At 44.5% G+C, this 20,008-nt stretch carries 16 protein-coding genes and 1 riboswitch; of the genes, 6 read left to right on the top strand and 10 right to left on the bottom strand.

The window, feature by feature from the left end; translation table 11 throughout:
- Positions 1-29 precede the first annotated feature (29 nt).
- A riboswitch (cyclic di-GMP riboswitch) is annotated at positions 30-111 on the bottom strand.
- 59 nt (positions 112-170) lie between these two features.
- The 3 genes from A9237_RS03315 to xthA form a co-directional block, all read right to left on the bottom strand.
- Positions 171-1,514 carry an HlyD family type I secretion periplasmic adaptor subunit gene (locus A9237_RS03315; protein WP_078607667.1) on the bottom strand — a complete coding sequence of 448 codons (1,344 nt, stop codon included), beginning with the start codon at positions 1,512-1,514 and terminating at the stop codon, positions 171-173.
- Positions 1,507-3,117, bottom strand: a complete 1,611-nt coding sequence (locus A9237_RS03310) for a type I secretion system permease/ATPase (RefSeq protein ID WP_237358429.1) — start codon at positions 3,115-3,117, stop codon at positions 1,507-1,509. Before A9237_RS03310 ends, A9237_RS03315 begins: the two co-directional genes overlap by 8 nt.
- A gap of 257 nt (positions 3,118-3,374) precedes the next feature.
- A complete protein-coding gene (gene xthA, locus A9237_RS03305) occupies positions 3,375-4,181 on the bottom strand; it encodes an exodeoxyribonuclease III (protein ID WP_020195019.1) in 807 nt (268 codons plus the stop codon).
- A 177-nt stretch (positions 4,182-4,358) separates the two neighbouring features.
- On the opposite strand from xthA, the gene A9237_RS03300 reads away from it, so the two are divergent.
- A complete protein-coding gene (locus A9237_RS03300) occupies positions 4,359-6,476 on the top strand; it encodes a methyl-accepting chemotaxis protein (RefSeq protein WP_078607665.1) in 2,118 nt (705 codons plus the stop codon).
- Between the two features lie 91 nt (positions 6,477-6,567).
- On the opposite strand, the gene rsmS is transcribed toward A9237_RS03300, so the two are convergent.
- Genes rsmS through dinG form a run of 4 tightly spaced genes read right to left on the bottom strand, consistent with a single transcriptional unit; the run spans position 6,568 to position 10,149 of the window.
- Complete coding sequence (gene rsmS, locus A9237_RS03295; RefSeq protein WP_009707110.1) at positions 6,568-6,732, bottom strand: pleiotropic regulatory protein RsmS; 165 nt, start codon at positions 6,730-6,732, stop codon at positions 6,568-6,570.
- Positions 6,732-7,277, bottom strand: a complete 546-nt coding sequence (locus A9237_RS03290) for a primosomal replication protein (RefSeq protein WP_039841563.1) — start codon at positions 7,275-7,277, stop codon at positions 6,732-6,734. Before A9237_RS03290 ends, rsmS begins: the two co-directional genes overlap by 1 nt.
- Positions 7,274-8,059 carry a sulfite exporter TauE/SafE family protein gene (locus A9237_RS03285; protein ID WP_005437454.1) on the bottom strand — a complete coding sequence of 262 codons (786 nt, stop codon included), beginning with the start codon at positions 8,057-8,059 and terminating at the stop codon, positions 7,274-7,276. Before A9237_RS03285 ends, A9237_RS03290 begins: the two co-directional genes overlap by 4 nt.
- Positions 8,060-8,073: 14 nt before the next feature.
- Entirely contained in the window at positions 8,074-10,149 is a 2,076-nt protein-coding gene (gene dinG / locus A9237_RS03280) for an ATP-dependent DNA helicase DinG (protein ID WP_078607664.1), read from the bottom strand.
- 516 nt (positions 10,150-10,665) lie between these two features.
- Here dinG and A9237_RS03275 point away from each other — a divergent pair.
- Both A9237_RS03275 and A9237_RS03270 read left to right on the top strand, forming a co-directional pair.
- Complete coding sequence (locus A9237_RS03275) at positions 10,666-11,703, top strand: porin (protein ID WP_078607663.1); 1,038 nt, start codon at positions 10,666-10,668, stop codon at positions 11,701-11,703.
- A 76-nt stretch (positions 11,704-11,779) separates the two neighbouring features.
- Positions 11,780-12,457, top strand: a complete 678-nt coding sequence (locus tag A9237_RS03270) for a DUF2057 family protein (RefSeq protein WP_078607662.1) — start codon at positions 11,780-11,782, stop codon at positions 12,455-12,457.
- Positions 12,458-12,538: 81 nt separating this feature from the next.
- Here A9237_RS03270 and A9237_RS03265 read toward each other — a convergent pair whose 3' ends face one another.
- Entirely contained in the window at positions 12,539-13,249 is a 711-nt protein-coding gene (locus A9237_RS03265; RefSeq protein WP_078607661.1) for a pseudouridine synthase, read from the bottom strand.
- 371 nt (positions 13,250-13,620) lie between these two features.
- Between A9237_RS03265 and A9237_RS03260 the strand changes: the two genes are divergently transcribed.
- Positions 13,621-15,846 (top strand): NADP-dependent isocitrate dehydrogenase, encoded by a 2,226-nt coding sequence (locus A9237_RS03260; RefSeq protein WP_020195012.1) that lies wholly within the window; start codon positions 13,621-13,623, stop codon positions 15,844-15,846.
- A gap of 157 nt (positions 15,847-16,003) precedes the next feature.
- Here the strand turns inward: A9237_RS03260 and cspD are convergent, their stop codons facing one another.
- Complete coding sequence (cspD, locus tag A9237_RS03255) at positions 16,004-16,222, bottom strand: cold shock domain-containing protein CspD (protein ID WP_005437446.1); 219 nt, start codon at positions 16,220-16,222, stop codon at positions 16,004-16,006.
- A 715-nt stretch (positions 16,223-16,937) separates the two neighbouring features.
- On the opposite strand from cspD, the gene clpS reads away from it, so the two are divergent.
- Positions 16,938-17,258, top strand: a complete 321-nt coding sequence (gene clpS, locus A9237_RS03250) for an ATP-dependent Clp protease adapter ClpS (RefSeq protein ID WP_005427554.1) — start codon at positions 16,938-16,940, stop codon at positions 17,256-17,258.
- Between the two features lie 48 nt (positions 17,259-17,306).
- The gene (clpA, locus tag A9237_RS03245; RefSeq protein ID WP_005437445.1) at positions 17,307-19,577 is read left to right on the top strand and encodes an ATP-dependent Clp protease ATP-binding subunit ClpA; all 2,271 of its coding nucleotides are present in this window, start codon (positions 17,307-17,309) and stop codon (positions 19,575-19,577) included.
- 185 nt (positions 19,578-19,762) lie between these two features.
- On the opposite strand, the gene infA is transcribed toward clpA, so the two are convergent.
- Positions 19,763-19,981: a translation initiation factor IF-1 gene (gene infA, locus A9237_RS03240; protein WP_001040192.1), complete on the bottom strand. Its 219-nt coding sequence runs from the start codon at positions 19,979-19,981 to the stop codon at positions 19,763-19,765.
- Positions 19,982-20,008 lie beyond the last annotated feature (27 nt).

The raw sequence follows: 20,008 nt of genomic DNA, 5'->3' as shown, positions 1-20,008 counted from the left end.
GCTTTGTCCTCATATATCGCAAGATACATAGAGGCAGCTCAGCCATCTCAATGCCATTTGAGATCTGTAGCTTTCCGTCCCCACCTCGCAGTGGGTTTGGCTTTATCATCCTTTTGTTTATCAGTTAATTAGCCAGTAACGTCGAGGGATTATGATTTTTTGAATAAGTCTTACATCTCTCGCATCGCTTTATATGAAGCGACGGCGAGAGGGTTGAGCAAATAGTCCAACGGGGTTTGATCTTCTATCAGGATCATGACCTCTGCGGGCATTCCGGGGTATAAAGAGACCGACTCTCCGAGTTGATTTAACATGTTGGCATCGAGTGACACTCGCGCTAGATAAGCGGAGGATCCTGTTGCTTGATCGCTAATGCGGTCGGCAGAAACGTGAATCAACTTCCCCTCAATTGGCGGTGTTTTCCTAAAACTAAAGGCCGTAAGTCGTACTTGTGTTGCCTGTCCGATATGAAGAACCTCGATATCTTCTGGTTTTACAAGCGCTTCCACAATAAGCTCATCTTCTTGGGGTACGATTTCCATTAATGTGTCGCCAGGGGCGATAATCGCATGCTCACCCACAACATTAAGTCCAACAACGACACCACCTTGGGGCGCTCTGATCTCGACACGTTCTAAGACATCACTCGCATTCACCATCGCTTCTCGAGTCTCGTTTAGTTTACGTTCAAGTTCTTGAACTTCTTCACCGAGTGTCTTCGCGTAGTTAAAATCTGCGTTTGCGAGCTCCATTTTTGCCTCGGCAACAAAGCCTTTGGCTCGACCTATCTGAGCGCTAAGATCAGCAATTTGGCCTTCTAATTGAGAATGTTCGCGTTGTAAATCTAAGTACCGAGACTTAGATGTGTTGCCCGATGTCAGCAGCTTTTTGTGCATGGCAACTTGTTCAGAAAGATAACGAATACTCTCTTTTCCTGCTTGGTAGCGTTTTTGTAAACCCACCATATCGAGGCGAGCTTGCTCTATCTTCTCAATTAAAATATTGCTCTCACCAACGCGTAGTGAGCGTCGTTTTTCATATAAAGCTTGTTGTGTGCGAATGATGGATTGAATATCGGCAGAGTCACTTCGAGAGAGCAGACGGCTATCGAATTGAATTTCAGGATGATCGGCAAGTTCTGATTGCAAGCGATTTAAACGTGCCAAATCGCTCTGCCATTGTGCTCTCAGTCGGTTTAGGTTGGCCTGAGCTTGAGTCGCACTTAACGTTATGAGCAAATCATCTTTGGTTACCCAATCCCCATCTTTGACGTGCACTTTCTCAATAATTCCGCCTTCTAAGTGTTGGACTGGTTTTCGCTTGGATTCCACAATCACCACTCCGGGGGCAATAGCGGCCGAGCTAAGAGGAGAGAGGCTAGCCCAGGTCATAAATCCACCCACCATGATAAATAGAACCAGCATCGAGATGAGAACCACGGGTTTGGTAGTGAAAGAGAGCTTACGTCCATCTTCGAATTCAATGCCGGAGCGTTGTAATGTCGTTTTACTCATTCGAAGCCTCCGACTTTGGTTGTGTTCGAGAACGTTCATCCATCATGGATCGTAAAACTTTGCTTGCTTCACCCGCTTTGGTGATTTGGCCTTGGTTGATTTCGACTACCCAATCGACATGGCGTAGTAGGTGAGGTTGGTGCGTAATCATGACGACGGATGTGCCTTCTTCGCGGCAAGAAGCCAATAATGAGGTGAGGTATTCTTCTCCCTCTTTGTCCATGTGCGAGTTGGGCTCGTCTAAGACCAGCAATTTGGGTTTGAAACAAATTGCTCTTGCCAGAGCAAGTTTTTGTGCTTGCCCGCCAGATAGCTGGTGGCCGCCATCTCCGATGATGGTCTCGTAACTATTTGGTAATTGAAGAATGGTTTCATGGACACCAGCACGCATGGCTGCTCTGATGATTTGCGAGTCGGTTACTTCTATATCGAAGTGAGCGATATTCTCTTTAACGGAGCCTTGTAAGAACTGGATGTTTTGCGGCAGATAACCGACCGTGTGTTTGAACTGGTCTCGATCCCAGTGGGTAACGTCTAAACCATCAATGCACACTTTGCCCGAGGTTGGTTTATGTATGCCAGTAACGAGTTTACATAAGCTGGTTTTTCCTGAACCACTGGCCCCAATGATTGCAACACGATTTCCTGCCTCTAACCTGAGTTTGAGCTGTTTAAGAACAGGTTCACCTTTATGGTGCTCTGGCGACCAAACCACTTGATCAAAACGAAGCTCTCCTGAAACTTCTGGTAACGTGATTCGTTCAGGTTCAGTTTGGCTTTTATTGACGACTCGCTTGATGCGGTCGGCTGCGGCAAGTCCCGTTTTCCAGCCTTGAAATCCTGCGGTCAGTTGTTCAATCGGTTGAAGCGCGCGAGCCATTAGAATCGAGCCGGCGATCATGCCACCTGCACTCATTGCGTTCTCGATAACCAGAAAAGCCCCAGTGCCCATAATGCCAATTTGCAGGGTCATGCGAACGAGTTTCGCCAGCGAAGTTAGGTTGATAGATGCTAGGTCAATTTTGTTTCTGAACCAAAGTTTCTCAGCTAGTACCGATTGAAACTTATCAAATGTTCCCTTGTAAGCTTGTTGAGAAAGCAGGGTTTCTTGTTTGTTGAACAACTCATCGACTTTTCTGTTTGTGGCTATTTGAGTCGCATAAGTCGCTTCAAAAGATTTCTTCTTGGCATAGAAGGAAACTAGCGCAACAAACAGCACGCAAATCACAGCAATCAAACCGACTAACCCAATGATAGGGTGGAGCATAAACATGACGAGTAAAAAAAGGGGAGTCCAAGGAAGGTCGAAGGCAACAAAAAAGCTCGGAGAGGTGAGGAGCGAGCGGATCTCGTTAATATCATTAAAAACATATCTCGCTTTTGCTTCTGACCTCGTCCCACAAATCTGATAGAGCCACTGTGAACTTTCCGACTCGAATTGAAGTGCTTTTCGTTGGGTGTACTTTTGTCTCAGAGTGTCGAGTAAGGCCTGTGAGATGAGCAAGAAAAGCGCGATTGCTGTGAGTAGGAACAGCGTGTCTGTACTTCTGCTCGATAACACGCGGTCGAAAAGTTGGAGGCTGTATATTGGAACCACTAACATTAGCGCATTAATCGCCGCGCTGACTAATGTCATGGGACCTAATGCTTTAAATGTAAAAGGTGACAAGCTGTTCCAACTATTTTGAACCATACTTCCCTCTCTCCATGAACTAAAGAAGTAGTAATCAGTATAGAAAGTGAAAGCTTAAGAAGTGCCTCAAAAATGAGACGTGGAGGGAAAGCGAGGTTTCGTTTTTGAGAGAGGAAGAGTAGAGCTAATCGCGGAGTAAATGTGCTGCGATTAGCTCTTGTCATTATCTATTTGAAAGTAGACCAAATAGGGGCGTGATCCGACGGTTTTTCGATCCCACGTAGTTCGTAATCAATATCTGATTCAATACATTTTTTTGCTAACGATGGCGTTGCTAAAATCACATCAATACGAAGGCCACGGTTGTCATCGAAGCCGCGAGAGCGGTAATCAAACCACGAAAAACGATCGTCGACTTCTGGGTGCAAGTTACGGAAAGTATCTTCGAAGCCCCAATCTAGAAGGGTTTGCAACCATTCGCGCTCTTCTGGTTGGAATGAACATTTGCCTGTTTTCAACCAGCGCTTACGGTTTGGTTCGCCAATGCCGATATCTGCGTCAATTGGACTGATGTTAATGTCGCCCATGACAATCAATTGTTCATCGTTAGAGTGGTGATCGTTCAAATAAGTCATCAAATCTTTGTAGAACTGACGTTTGTATGGGTACTTGGTTTCGTGAGCAATGTTGTCACCTTGAGGGAAGTAACCATTTAGAACCGTTACCTTCTCTCCGTTCTCATCTTCAAACGTCGCCATGATCATGCGCTTTTGATGTTCTTCATTGTCGGTTGGAAAACCTTTTTGAACGCTGATTGGCTCTTGTTTACATAGCATAGCCACGCCGTAGTGCGCTTTCTGGCCGTGAAAATAAACTTTGTAACCCATCGCTTCGACATCTTCGATTGGAAAAGCTTCGTCGTGTACTTTGATTTCTTGAAGGCCAATAACGTCTGGCTGGTGCTTGTCGATAAGCGCTTGTAGTTGATGCAGACGCGCACGAAGTCCATTGATGTTAAAGCTAATTACTTTCATTTTTTATCCTTCTGAGAGGGCGTGTTTGAGCATGATGTTACCATCGCAAAGGCGAGCTGAAAACGGTTCTCATGTAATCAAATGGAGTTTAAAGAATTGTTAAATATGTAATTGCTATTGTGCCTGCGTATGGTTTAATGAGTCTCAAAAATGAGTTTGCTTGAATAAGGATGTTGTATGCGAACCCTATCTGTGCAGTGGAAAATTACGTTACTTTCCGGGCTTTGCCTGCTTGTTACTTCTTTATCTTTAATTGGCTTTTCAGTTTACAACGCGCTCGGCAACCAAAAATTGTTGCAACAAGAGAGCAGTGCGTCTGTTGTTGAAAAGTCGGAACAACTTTTACAAACCCGCGCGCTATTAAATGCAACGGAAGTGTCTGAGTACCTCAACGAAGCGACATATAGAGCCGAAATGTTGGCTGCGAACGCGTTATTCTTCAAATCTAACTCAGAGGAGAATTTTGGTGCGAGTGAAGATCTTCGGTCTGCTTTGAATGAAATGATTCGACAAGCAGTTTTGCGTTTTGATGCGATACAAGCTGCGTACTTGGTGTTTAATCCGGACATGCTAGATAGTGAAGACTCAAACTACAAAAGTGCCGACTATGTGGGTTCTAATGAAGCGGGTCGATTCGCAACTTATTGGTCAAAGGCAAACAACGGCGAAAATGTACTCGCCAAAACTCTCAGTGAGAAAGTGCTGAATCAGAATGAGAACGCTGAACGTTTTTATTGTCCTATCTCTTCTGGTCAAACGTGTATTGCTTCACCTCGATTGAACAGCAATGACACTGGCAGTTTCCTCACGACTTCCATTTCTATTCCTTTAATTGTGGAAGGCGTTCCTATCGGCTTCTTAGGGATCGAACTTCGTTTGGATCAGTTGGCGAAGATTGCGCTCAATTCTGACCAAAGTTTGTTTGCAGGAGCCGGAAGCGTATCAATGATCAGCCTTGATGGCACGTTACTCGCGTCGGATGATTCAGCGAATACCATTGGTCAACCTTTTGTCAGTTCAAACCTGTCCAACGATAAGCTAACCGATTTCTTGTTTGGGGGAGAAGCGGCAGTAGAGTGGAACGCTTCAGGTGAGTGGATGACGGTTTTCTCTCCTATTCAGGTTGCCAACCAGACTTGGGGGGTGATCTTTGAAATGCCGCGTTCCGCCGTATTGGCTGATGCAGACACGCTAGATGCCTTGATCACGACGAACATGGAAGAGGGCATCATCATCGAGGTTAGTGTCGGTGTTGTTCTAGTGCTAATTGGGTTAGCCACGACAGCGTTATTGGCAAAAACCATTGTAAGGCCAATTCGAGAGGTCGTACTTCGCTTGGAAGACATTGCAACGGGAGAAGGGGATCTAACCCAACGTTTGGATGTGAAATCACAGGATGAAATTGGCCAGTTATCAAACGCATTTAACCAATTTTTAGCGCGATTACAGAGCACGATAAAAGAAGTGGTGGACACGTCACGACAAATGGCGGACAAAACCGAACATGAGAAGCTGGTGGTTGCGGCGACAAGAAGCAGTAGTGATGCACAATTCAAAGAAGTTGATCTCGTTGCCACTGCCGCTGAAGAGATGACGCAAACCGCAGCGCTGGTGGTGCAAAATGCGGAGGTCGCGGTGAATGCAGCTTCAGCAGCGAGCAAATCAGCCGAGAAAGGGCAGCAAGTGATTCAAGCGTCTGAGCAACAAATGCAAGCGCTTCTTTCTACTATGATGAAAGCCGTTCCTGTGGTTGAAGAGTTGGCAAATAACAATGCAAGCATTACAGAAATTCTGACAGTCATTGAGGGCATCTCTGAGCAAACGAACTTATTAGCGCTTAATGCTGCGATCGAAGCAGCCCGAGCTGGTGAGCAAGGTCGTGGTTTTGCTGTGGTTGCGGATGAGGTTCGAAATTTAGCAAGTCGAACTCAAAGCTCTGTAGGGGAAATACGGGATGTGATCGCTAGTGTTCAAACTGGCACACAGGCGGTAGTGGGAGCTATTACAGAAGGTAACCAAAAAGCACAATCTTCAGCTGAACAAGTCAATATGGCCGTAGAAGAGTTGCAAAGTATTTTTGAGTCTATTGCTGCGATCAATGACATGAACAGTCAGATCGTCAGAGCGGCCGAAGAGCAGCAATCGGTATCAAATGAAGTGAATCAAAGTGTGGCGAATATCCGAGATCTTAGTAGCGAGATCCTCAATCAAGCTCAATCATCAGAGAGTGCTGGTTCAGAGATGGAATTGTTATCTGACCAACAACAAGCGTTGATGGCGCAGTTCAAAGTCTAATAGCTTTTGAGCCACTCTTGTCCACGCAATATAAAGGGGAGCATTGATGCTCCCCTTTATGGTGTTTTAGTGTTTGTTTCCAGATAACGCTTTATTCAGCTTTAAGCTTATTTTCCAGATCGCTTTGCACAATCTTAATCGCTTTCAACGCTGTTTCTGGGTCGATCTCATTGGTTTCTAGTAAGTAAATCAAATCCACAGCAAGTTTGATCTCTGCTGGCGCGTCATCTAAAGGAGAGTTTTGCTGTTCTGACATTACTGGTTCTTTTCCCTATGAGTAATTTGGTTTTCTAACTTCAGTAAAGCGGCTTCACAACGTTCTAGTCGTTGCTCTGTTGCCAACAGTACTTTTTGCGCTTCTGCGCGCGTAAAGCTCGGAGCCATCTCGACCGCTCTTTGCTTCTCTAATACCATTTCACGTAGGCGGCGCGCCCATTCTTGGTGCTGCGCTAACTCTTGATACATTACGTTGATCGGCTTTCTAAAGTGGCTGCTGTGCTTGATTTCACCCTTACGAATCTTCGTAGTGGATATCTCACGTTGAATTGCTGTGATTTGTGCCACTAGCCTTTCAGTTAAATACTCTGCACGTAAAGCGGTAAGTTTGTCTTCGTTTTGCTCACGTATGATTGCATCAAGTGTGGCTTTGGCTTCTTTTACACATGGCGTCAGTAAACGTGAGCGACAGTGAAATAAACGTTCATCAAATAGGTGGACATGGTGTTCACCACGTTGACGATCAAGCATCGCGGCTTGTTTCGACATCTGCTCTAAGTTTTCAGAAAGTTGCTTAATGTTCATGTTAATCCCACAAACCACGCGTCATAAGCAAGCTTAATTGCTAGCACGCTCACGACCGTTACAAACACAGGGCGAATAAATTTAGAGCCAAATCGAATCGCAGAATGGGCTCCGACAAAGGCTCCTGCCATTAAACAAACCCCCATGGTTAAGCCTAGCACCCAGTTGATATGACCTAAAACAGCAAAAGTGATAAGAGAAGTGAAGTTGCTGGTGAAGTTCATGGCTTTGGCTAAGCCCGACGCCAATAAGATGTTGAGTCGATAAAGAGCCATCGAGCTTACTGTCCAAAACGCCCCTGTCCCGGGGCCAGCCAGTCCATCATAGAAGCCGATGGTAAAACCTTGCATGTATTGCTTTTTGTTGAGCATTGGACAGGGTTCAGGGGTAGGGCTCTGATGCGTTGACTGAGGCGTTTTGTGGAACACTGTGTACATTGCAGCAGCAAGAATAATCAGAGGTAATACTTTTTCTAACCACTGTGTGCTGATGGCATCGACAAACAATGTTCCTAGTGTTGCGCCAATTAGGGTTGCAACAAATGCTCTCCCCCAACATTGAGGTTTAAATAGGCGCTTTTTGTAGTAGGTAAATGCCGCAGTAGAAGAAGCAAAAGAGGCAGCAAGTTTGTTTGTGCCCAATGCAATATGCGGTGGAAGCCCTAACGACAACAGTGCAGGCACGGTTAGCATGCCCCCGCCACCGGCAACGGCATCAATGAATCCAGCAACAAAAGCGACTAGCGCCAACACCAACAGCATGGTTGGCTCAATCATTTCCATAAATAGTTATTCTTCTAATATTCGATCTTGCGTTTAAACGGAGGAAGCGAATCAATTAATGATTGCCCGTAGCGTTTTGTTACCAAACGTCTATCAAGGATGGTCACTCTACCAGAATCCCGCTCTTTGCGCAGTAAACGACCGACACTTTGGATGAGCTTTTTACTCGCATCTGGCACAGTAATCTGCATAAACGGATTGCCACCTTTTTTCTCAATGTACTCTGAATGCGCTTGCTCTACTGGAGAGGTTGGCACACCAAATGGAATCTTGGTGATGACAAGGTTTTCTAGCAGCTCTCCTGGCAAATCAAGGCCTTCAGAGAAACTTCCTGTACCAAAAAGAACGCTGGTTTTTTGTTGATCTACGAGCTTTTTATGTTTTTTTAGAATTTCTGCGCGTGAACTTTCGCCTTGTACCTGCAGTGCCCAGCCTCGTTTGATGAAATCTGAGCTTAATGCATCCGCCACTTGGTTCATTTGCCAATAAGAGGAGAATAATACCAAGTTCGCTTTGTTGTCTTCTAAATACTTAGGCAAAATTTCAATAAGATATTCGGTAAACTGCGGCGCTTGGGGTTCGTACTTCATTGCTGGGATTAAAAGCTCTGCTTGATTCTGATAGTCAAACGGAGAAGCCAAAGCCAAAAATTGAGTGCCGGACTCCGGTTTTGCATCGACCCCAACTTGGTGGCAGAAGTAGGTGAACGAGTTTAGCGCGCGCATCGTCGCAGAAACTAACACCGCTCCAATGCATCGGCTCCAGATCTGTTGGTCGAGTTGCCACCCAATTTCTAACGGTGAAACACTGACGATGTAATCGCCTTCTCGATCTGGGTGTTTCTCTAACCATCGAGCTAAAGGTGCACCTTTGTCACGAGTAGGCTCTGCCATTAAGTTCCATACTTGCGCTAGGTTTTCCAAGCGCTGAATGTAAAAGCCTAATTCAGCTAAAGCAGGCTCCGCTAATCTTGACGATAATTCACCATCTTTAACGCGTTCAGCAATCAAATCGGCGATCTTAGTCACACTTTGATTCGCTTTCTTACTCAGTTGTTTTAGATCTTTAGACTGGTTTTCTAACCAAGTTGGTAGCTCGCCATGTTCAAAACGATAAACGTTCTCTTCAAACTGCGCAGGGTCAAACTGCTTGGTTAATTGGTTTAACGCAGGGATCAGTTCCTGTACCGACTCTTGTAGATCATTACGGAATCGGCCAACACGTTTTTCATCGGTTAATGAAGAAAACTTAGTGATGGATTGGTTGAGCTTTTCTAGCCATGCCGCAGCCCCTTTCAAGCTTGCTGAAGCAGAAGCATGGTCTCGCGCAACATGAGGCAGGTGATGAGCTTCATCAAATACGTAAATCGTGTTTTCAGGTTCTGGGAGAATGACTCCGCCACCTAAATCGGCATCCGCCATAACCAATGAGTGATTCGCAATGATGACATCATTTTTATCTAGCTCTGCACGGGCTTTTTGGAAAGGGCAGTTGCGGTGAGCGGGTAAGCTATTGTTACAGCTGTGCTTATCGCTGACTATCAATTGCCAAATGTGGTCATCGATCGGTTTTGGCCATGAATCTCTGTCTCCATCCCATTTACCTTGAGCAAGAGAGCGGTACATGGTTTCCAGAAGCTCGATGTCTTTCTTCTTTGGTTTAGTCTCGAACATGGCGAGTTGGCCACCATCAACGCCACTCGCTGTTGCAAGTTTCTCTGCGCAGCAGTAGCGCTGACGACCTTTCGCCAGAATAAAAGAGAACTCTCGATCCGTAATTCGGCGGAAAAGAGGGAGGTCTTTATTCACTAACTGTTCTTGCAATGCCACGGTGGCCGTTGAAATCACCACTTTGCGATTGTTGTAAACCGCCACAGGAATCGCGGCCATCAGATAAGAGAGTGATTTACCGATGCCAGTACCTGCTTCGGCAACCAGCATACGATTTGATTTGTGGTATTGCCCGCATAGCGTTTTAGCGATCTCGGCGACGAGGTAGTTTTGTGCTCGTCTCGGAACAAAGTTATCCAGTTGAGCTTGCAAGTTTTGATAACTGGTTCGAATCGATTTTTGGATGTTACTGGTTAGCATACGGGCCTCAAATGCGTTGGTGGCGCATAGTAGCACACATCACTAGTTCTACAGTAGTTCACAAAACGGAATGCTTTTGTGCGGAATGTAGATCTTGTTCACAAAAAAATATTGAACCTAAACTAAATGAAAATAATTTCACTAGGTGAAAAATATAAAACTTCAAAAATGCCATTTAAGTAGTTTTTTGTTCTGCCTGAATTCTTTTTTAAGTAATTGAATGGTGTTTTCTATTTGTTATTAATGAATCACTAAATTACGAAAAATCAAGTTTCTAGTTTAGAACTTCATCGAATAATTTAAATATAAAATCTCAAGTGTATGTATTTTAAGGTTATTTTTATTTTTTGATGTTGTGGTTTAGAAAATTTGACAGGCAGAATAATCTTTTGCACTCTAGTGCCCAGATTTTGCAGACCAATCATTGTTACGTTTCGATAACAAGCGGTTTCAAAAATATAAAAAAAGGGAATCGGACAAGGATATCCCGAACTAAGAAAAGGCAGTGGATTAATTATGAAAAAGACTCTATTAGCACTAGCAGTTGCTGCAACAGCAACTACTGTGAATGCAGCTGAAGTATTCAAATCAGACGAAGGTTCTGTAGATTTCTACGGTCAGCTACGTCCAACTCTTCTATTCCTAGACAACACAGACCACACTGCAGAGCTAAACACCAGCTCTTCTCGTATGGGTGTAAACGGTGTTTACGTTGTAAACGATAGCCTAAAAGTTCTAGGTGAAGTTGAAATCGGTGTAGCTCTAGGTGATAACTACGGCGCTGGTGCTGATTCAAGTGAGCGTACTGACGACACTGTATTCGTTCGTCGCCACATCTTCGGTTTCGACATGGGCGAAATGGGTACTATCCGCTTCGGTAAAGAAGGTACTTTCGCTGATGACGTTTACGGTGCGGATTACTCATACTTCTTCGGTGGTTCTGCACTTCTTTACGGACACGAGTGGAACAACGACTCTCAAATCAAATACGCATTCGAAAACGACGCATTCTGGCTAAAAGCGGGTTACGCTCTAGGCGAGAAAGACAAGAACGAAGAAATTCGTGAAGTATTCGTAGGTAAGTCTTTCGGTGACCTATCTATGCACGCTGGTATCCTTTCTTCTGTAAACAAGATTGCAGTAAACAACGTTGCTCACGATACTGAAAACCTATCTTTTGAAGTAACTGCTGAGTACGCTCTAGGCGAACACACTCTAGGTGCTACTTACTACTACAACGAGAACGATGACAAAGCTGCAAGCGAAACAATCGACTCTCACGCTCTTTCTCTAGCGGGTATGTTCTTAGTAGCTCCTAAAACAACTCTTTACTCTGGTTACGAGCTAGTAGCATCTTCTTCTGACAAAGCAGGTAAGAAAGATGGTGACCAATCTAAGTTCTACGCTGGTGTTGAATACAAGTTCTCTAAATGGGCTCGCGTATTCGCTGAAGCTGGTTACAACTTCGATGGTGATAAGCTAGAAGCAGGTAAAGCTACAGTGGCAACAGACTCTAAGACTGACTTCGGTGTTGGTGCACGTTTCTACTGGTAATCAAAACCCAGTTTGATATTGTAAGACCCAGCTATATGCTGGGTCTTTTACTATTGGAGATAAGGATTTAATTTCTATGCAGTTATCATTAAAAGTGGCAATCACACTTTCTGTTCTAGCCAGTACAAACTTATATGCTGCAACGACCTTGGTGATTCCTGAAGACGTAAAACTACTTGCGGTAAATATGGAAAAGCCAAAGTTGGAGGGTGGTTTGTTTTCAGATGAGAAAACAATAGAGATTCCTGACGGTACCAACCAAATTGTCTTCAAATACCAACCAGAATTTGAAATTGGCGATGATATCAAAGGGGTTTATGGCGACGCTATTATTGCTAAGTTCGATGTAAAGAATGAAGAACTAAAATTCGAGCTGCCAGAATTCAAAACTTACCGCCAAGCGCAAACAAACATTTCCCCTCTAGAGTGGCAATTGCTTGATTCTAAAGGTCAGCCTATCGATCTTGTTGAAGACGTACTTGAGTCCGATGGCGTTCAAATTGGTCGTAACTACGCTCAGGAAGCTCGTAACTATAATATTGCTGGTGGGGTAGCTGGAGTTGCTGTGACAGTTGTGACAGTAAACCAACACAGCCAAGCGGTTACTGGCGTCGAGCCTAAAGTAGTTGTTACAACTGATGCACAGTCATCAACAGTACAAGACAGCCAAATGGTTGATCTACTTAAGACGATGTACCAAAAAGCGACACCACAAGAAAAAGAAACCTTTAAGAAGTGGGTTGCTCAACAATAATCGTTATTAGTGACGACAAAAACTAAAAAAGCAGGTCCAGACCTGCTTTTTATATTTTTTGAGGTGAGCATCTTTTGATGTTTAAAACGAGAGTTTGATTTCTCGCCACTCTCCCGGCTTTAAATTGTCAAGCACAATACCGCCCATCGAGTAGCGAACCAAACGCAATGTTGGGAAGCCGATGTGTGCGGTCATGCGTCTTACCTGACGGTTTCTTCCCTCTATAATAGTGATTGCCAACCAAGTTGTTGGAATGTTAGCTCGAAAGCGAACTGGTGGGGTTCTATCCCAGATCTCTGGCTCTGGCATTACTTCGACTTTTGCAGGTAATGTCATGCCATCTTTCAATTCAACGCCTTTACGTAGCTTCTCTAAGTCTTCTTCAGTCGGAGCACCGTCAACCTGTACCCAGTAAGTCTTCGGTGACTTTGATTGGGGCTGCGTTAACTTTGCCTGCAAGATGCCATCATTTGTTAGCAACATTAGACCTTCGCTGTCTCTATCTAATCGACCTGCTGCGTATACGTCTTTTACTGGGATGTAGTCAGCAAGTGTTTTACGGCCATCGCCATCGGTAAATTGGCTTAACGTGTCATAAGGCTTATTAAAAATGATCACTTTACGATCTTCTGGTGCAATGCGAGGCTTAGTTGGCTTTGAAGAGCGAGTAGGGCGACTAGGTCGATTTTTCGCCTGGCCATTTGAATGGTTTGGCTTACCGGAGCGTTTAAAATAGCTTGGTTTTGATTGGTTACTACGGCGACCTTTTTCATGACCCGTGCGAGATGACATGTTAACTACCTTGCAAAAATGTAAATGAACTGTGTTTGAAAGTTTTATGTTTTCTTCTAATCGGCTATCATTTGCGCGCCTAAAACTAACAAAAGCGCACAGAATAATAGACTATTTCGTGTTATTTGTTTAATGATATAGCCAAGTTGCTTCTAGTGCGGTGTTTTTGCAAAAGAACCACATGAAAGCAAACTTGGCACAAAGTGCACTCATGGATAGAGAGCCTAAGAGCTCCAAACTATAAGAAAGAGTGCAAACCGCATGTCGCGTTGGTGAGGAGGAATGCACTACTAACGTTAAGCAATGCGTAAATTCAACGAACTCAGTTGCTGAGTTGTTCAGCTTAGTTGAGTAAAAAATAGGGAAATTTCATGCCTACAGAAAAACCTACAATTATCTACACCATCACTGATGAAGCCCCGGCGTTAGCAACCTATTCATTACTACCAATCATTCAATCGTTTACTGCATCGTCTGGCATTAATGTAGATACACGTGATATTTCGTTAGCGGGTCGAATCATCGCTAACTTCCCAGAGCATTTAAAAGAAGAGCAGCGTATCGGTGACGCGCTAACAGAGTTAGGTGAATTGGCTAAGACGCCTGAAGCGAACATCATCAAGCTTCCTAATATTTCAGCGTCAATCCCGCAGCTAAAAGCAGCAATCAAAGAGCTACAAGCAAAAGGTTACGAGCTACCAAACTACCCAGAAGAGCCAAGCACTTACGAAGAAGAAGCGATCAAAGCGACTTACGACAAAATCAAAGGTAGTGCGGTTAACCCAGTTCTGCGTGAGGGTAACTCAGACCGTCGTGCACCACTTTCAGTGAAGAACTACGCGAAGAAAAATCCACACTCGATGGGTGCGTGGTCGGCAGATTCTCAATCTCATGTTTCAAGCATGGCCGACAATGATTTCTTCGGTAGTGAAAAATCGACAACCGTGTCCGGTGCAACCGAGGTTAAAATCGAATTCGCTGCGGCAGATGGTTCAGTGAAAGAGCTTAAAGCGGCATTCCCTCTACAAGACAAAGAAGTGATCGATTGTTCAGTAATGAACAAGAAGGCGCTAGTTGAGTTCTTCGAGCAAGAAATTGCAGAAGCAAAACAACAAGACGTACTGCTTTCTCTACATATGAAAGCGACCATGATGAAGGTATCGGACCCAGTTATCTTCGGTCACGCCGTTAAGGTTTACTACAAAGACGTATTTGCGAAATACGGCAAGCTGTTTGAAGAGCTAGGCGTTGACGTAAACAACGGTATCGGTGATGTATATGCGAAGATTGAAGCGCTACCTGCAGAACAAAAAGCAGAAATCGAAGCAGCTATTCTTGCGGTATACGAAACACAGCCAGCACTAGCTATGGTTGATTCTGATCGTGGTATTACTAACCTACATGTACCAAGTGACATCATCGTTGATGCTTCGATGCCGGCAATGCTGCGTGCTTCTGGCCAAATGTGGGGACCTGATGGCAAGCAGAAAGATACCAAAGCAATGATCCCAGATCGTAGCTATGCAGGTATTTACCAAGCGGTTATCGACTTCTGTAAAGAACATGGTGCATTTGATCCAACAACAATGGGTAGTGTGCCGAACGTGGGTCTAATGGCTCAAAAAGCGGAAGAGTATGGTTCGCACGACAAGACGTTCATCCTAGATAAAGCGGGTACTGTGCGTGTTGTAGATGCTTCTGGTGCGGTGCTTCTAGAGCAAGCAGTAGAAGAAGGCGATATCTTCCGTATGTGTCAGGTGAAAGACGCGCCAATCCAAGATTGGGTGAAACTTGCGGTTACTCGTGCTCGTGCGACAGGCGCTCCAGCCGTATTCTGGCTAGATGAAGCTCGTGCTCATGACGCAGAACTGATCAAGAAAGTTAACGCATACTTACCAGAGCATGATACGTCAGGCTTAGAGATTAAGATTCTTGCACCAATCGATGCATGTAAGTTCTCTCTAGAGCGTATTAAAGAAGGTCTAGATACCATTTCAGTAACTGGTAACGTACTTCGTGACTACCTAACTGACCTGTTCCCAATCCTAGAACTTGGTACTTCTGCGAAGATGCTATCTATTGTTCCACTAATGAACGGTGGTGGTCTATTTGAGACAGGTGCAGGTGGTTCAGCACCTAAACACGTTCAACAGGTAGAAAAAGAAAACCACCTGCGTTGGGATTCTTTGGGTGAGTTCCTTGCACTAGCGGCATCGCTTGAGCACCTAAGCACCGTTGCTGGCAATGCAAAAGCACAAGTGCTTGCTGACGCACTTGATAAAGCGACGGGTGAGTTCTTAGACAACAACAAGTCGCCATCGCGAAAAGTTGGTGAATTGGATAACCGCGGTAGTCACTACTACCTAGCATCTTACTGGGCAAAAGCGCTAGCAGAGCAAACGGTAGATGCTGACCTAGCGGCTGAGTTTGCACCAGTGGCAAAAGCATTGGCAGAGCAAGAAGAGGCGATCGTTTCTGAGCTGAATTCTGCGCAAGGTGTGAAAGGGGAGCTAGGTGGTTACTACTCGCTGGATGATGCGCTAGCGTCTACATTGATGCGCCCAAGTGCGACGTTGAACACCATTATTAATAAGTAACATATAGATGGTTCTCGCGCTACTTCAGTGGCGCGAATCTAAAACCGATAAAAACAATAAACCCGCTTTTTGGCGGGTTTATTTTTCTCTTTATAAAAGCAGACCTAAGTGGTGCTTCTACAAGAGCAAATGTTTTGTCTTTCCGACAGCGCTCTAGTTATTTGGCTTGGCCTTCTACTGGCACGACGCTACTTGCGTGTGAACCTTTTGGACCTTTTTCAACCTCGTATGAGACTTGTTGGCCTGCTTTCAGTGTACGATAACCGTCCATTTGGATAGTTGAGTAGTGGGCGAAAATATCTCCTTCTTCTTCATCTGAACAGATAAACCCAAATCCTTTGGCATTGTTAAACCACTTTACTGTACCTGTAGCCATGCTTTTACATCCCTCATGCATTTTTTACTGATGTTGTTACTTCACCCAAGCTATACCTTTAACTTGGTCTCATTGTTAGCCGTTACTATTTTCGCGATTGCTAACACACGTCGAGTGAGCATATCCATATTCACCAGAATGTTAGAAAACCAACAAACCCAGAATGAGGATTTATGCATCAACACTTTCCACTGTAGTCAATGAATCTCGACAGTCAATAGTGAAAGTCAACAATCAGAAACATATTTGAAAACAAATCACTTTTGAGATTAACATTTTTGCAAACTGTTTCTGGCGCATGCGATGGCTTTTAGTCAAAAGGACTGCAAGGGTTTGATATCAAGGGAAGGGATACTAACCAAATTGCCTACATTAGAAGATTCTACTAAATGAATAAAAAGTGATGTTTTCGTGATATTTAGCTCTTTTTCCTCTGTAAGTGTGATCTTGGTGGGTTTGATGATTGTAATAACAAGGGGGAAACAGAGAGTATTTAAATTGATAGTTCTAACAGCAAAAAAATCGGTTCTAAGTGATAAAAATCTTTTATTTGCGCGCCTGACAGAGGTGCATTAGTCTCTATGTAAGGAAGCAAAATTTATCTATCAAATTCGAATTAGGTGCCACATCTCACTACACCGCATGGCATGCTTATGGTAGATTGTTTTTATAGGTCGAAAACATCAACCCTTTGATACGATATCTTTGAATTGCCATGAGTAAAAATTTTGAATGGGTGACTCCAGACTCTGATCTTCTGGAGCGCGAAAGTACAAAAGTTCAGCCACCAAAGCTATACAACGTTGTACTCAACAATGATGACTATACACCTATGGATTTCGTCATAGAGGTGCTTGAGCGATTTTTTTCACATGATATTGATAAAGCAACGCAAATCATGCTCAAGATCCACTATGAAGGAAAGGCAATTTGTGGCACTTACAGTGCAGAAATTGCTGAAACAAAAGTAGCGCAAGTGACGATGTACTCAAGGGAAAATGAGCATCCGCTACTATGTACTATGGAGCAAGCGTAATAAGAAGACTTGCTCGAGCAACCAAAGTTGTTCTTTCGGGAGGTACTTATGCTAAATAAAGAACTAGAGTCAAGCCTTAACGGTGCATTCGCTCGTGCACGTGATAAACGCCACGAGTTCATGACTGTCGAACACCTCCTACTTGCATTATTGGAGAATGATGCAGCTAAGGAAGCCCTTCTAGCCTGCAAAGCGGACCTTGATGCTTTGCGTAACGAACTCGATATTTTTATCGACCAAACAACGCCGCTCATTCCTGAAAGCGATGAGACGCGCGAAACCCAGCCGACATTGAGTTTCCAGCGCGTATTACAACGCGCCGTCTTCCATGTTCAGTCGTCTGGTCGCAGTGAAGTGACTGGGGCAAATGTCCTTGTTGCGATTTTCAGCGAACAAGAATCTCACGCTGCTTACCTACTCAAGAAGAACGATATCTCTCGTTTGGACATCGTTAACTTTATCTCTCACGGCATTACTAAAGCCTCTGGCTCGAATGAAGACTCTTCTTCATCAGACTCTTTCGGTTCAGAAGCGCCAGAAGAAACCAATCCAGAAGAACGTTTGGAAAGCTTTGCAACCAATCTAAACCAAGTTGCAAAAGCGGGTAACATCGACCCACTTATTGGTCGTGACAAAGAACTAGAGCGTACAATCCAAGTACTTTGTCGTCGCCGTAAAAACAACCCGTTGCTTGTAGGTGAAGCGGGCGTTGGTAAAACCGCTATCGCTGAGGGTTTAGCTTGGAGAATCGTTGAAGGTCAAGTACCAGAAGTGATTCAAAACAGTGTGATTTACTCACTGGATATTGGCTCTCTACTCGCAGGTACTAAATACCGTGGTGACTTCGAGAAGCGTTTCAAATCGGTTCTGAAGCAGCTTGAGAAAGAAGAAGACGCAATCCTATTTATCGATGAGATTCACACCATCATCGGTGCGGGTGCGGCTTCTGGTGGTCAAGTCGATGCGGCAAACCTGATTAAGCCTCTACTAAGTAGCGGTAAGTTGCGCTGTATTGGTTCGACAACGTACCAAGAGTACAGCAACATCTTTGAGAAAGAGCGCGCTCTATCTCGCCGTTTCCAAAAAATCGATGTAGTAGAACCGTCTCTCGACGATACGACTAAGATTTTGATTGGTCTGAAACCTAAGTACGAAGCTCACCACGAAGTGCGTTACACCAACAAAGCATTGCGTGCGGCAGTAGAGCTATCGGCGAAATACATCAATGAGCGTCACTTGCCAGATAAAGCGATCGACGTTATTGATGAAGCGGGTGCACGTAGCCGCTTAGCACCAGCAAGTCGTCGTAAGAAAACCGTTGGTGTTGCAGACATCGAAGCGATGGTCGCTAAGATGGCACGTATTCCAGAGAAATCAGTGTCTTCTTCAGACAAAGACATTCTGAAGAATCTTGATGACAAGATGAAGATGCTGGTCTTCGGTCAAGACAATGCGATTGACGCGCTGTCAGAGGCAATAAAACTGTCTCGTGCAGGTCTGGGTGTAGATAACAAGCCTGTTGGTTCATTCCTGTTTGCTGGCCCTACAGGGGTAGGTAAAACAGAGGTGACTGTTCAGCTTTCGAAACTACTTGGCATTGAGCTTCTTCGTTTCGATATGTCTGAGTATGGTGAGCGTCACTCGGTGAGCCGTTTGATTGGTGCGCCTCCAGGTTATGTTGGTTACGATCAAGGTGGCTTACTAACCGACGCCGTGCTGAAACACCCTCACTCAGTGGTTCTGCTTGATGAAATCGAGAAAGCACACCCAGATATCTTTAACTTGCTACTACAGGTGATGGATAACGGTACGCTGACGGACAACAATGGACGCAAAGCCGACTTCCGTAACGTGATCCTTGTGATGACAACCAACGCAGGTGTTGCTGAGACTGAGAAGAAATCGATCGGTCTTATCCAACAAGATAATAGTCATGATGCGATGGCGGAAATCAAGAAAGTGTTCACACCAGAGTTCCGTAACCGTCTAGACAATATCATTTGGTTCAACAGCCTAGATGAAGCGGTGATCCACCAAGTGGTTGATAAGTTCATCGTGGAATTACAAGTTCAACTGGACGCTCGTGGCGTATCAATGGAAGTATCACAAGATGCGCGTCATTGGTTAGCTCACAAAGGCTACGACAAAGCGATGGGTGCACGTCCTATGGGACGAGTGATTCAAGAGCAGCTCAAGAAACCTTTGGCGAATGAACTTCTATTCGGCTCTTTGGTAGATGGTGGTACTGTGAAAGTGACGCTAGTGAAAGACGAACTTAAGTTCGAATACCTAAGCGAGAAAGAAGCAGCACTTCACTAATTCTTTGTTGAAATCTACTTTAAAAGCGTGCGCCTAGGCGTGCGCTTTTTTGTGTCTGCAAGAATGGAACAAGTCTGTGGAGTGTATTGAAACTCGCAAAAGCAAGCTTGGTATTGAGAGCAAAAGACAGGCAATAAAAAACGAAGCCATAAGCTTCGTTTTTTATTGTATTCGAAAATCAGAGATTAACGAGCACGGAAGACGATGCGGCCTTTAGATAGGTCGTATGGAGTCATCTCTACAGTTACTTTATCACCAGTAAGAATACGGATGTAGTTCTTACGCATCTTGCCAGAGATGTGTGCAGTCACAACGTGACCGTTTTCAAGTTCAACGCGGAACATAGTGTTTGGTAGAGTGTCAAGCACAGTGCCTTGCATCTCAATTACGTCTTCTTTAGCCATTTAATCCTCTTTAGAAATTAGGCGGTA

This window comes from Vibrio owensii (assembly GCF_002021755.1).
In the GTDB taxonomy this organism is placed as follows: domain Bacteria; phylum Pseudomonadota; class Gammaproteobacteria; order Enterobacterales; family Vibrionaceae; genus Vibrio; species Vibrio owensii.
Note: the sequence above shows the minus strand (reverse complement) of the source record. Positions and strands in the feature narration are given on the sequence as shown.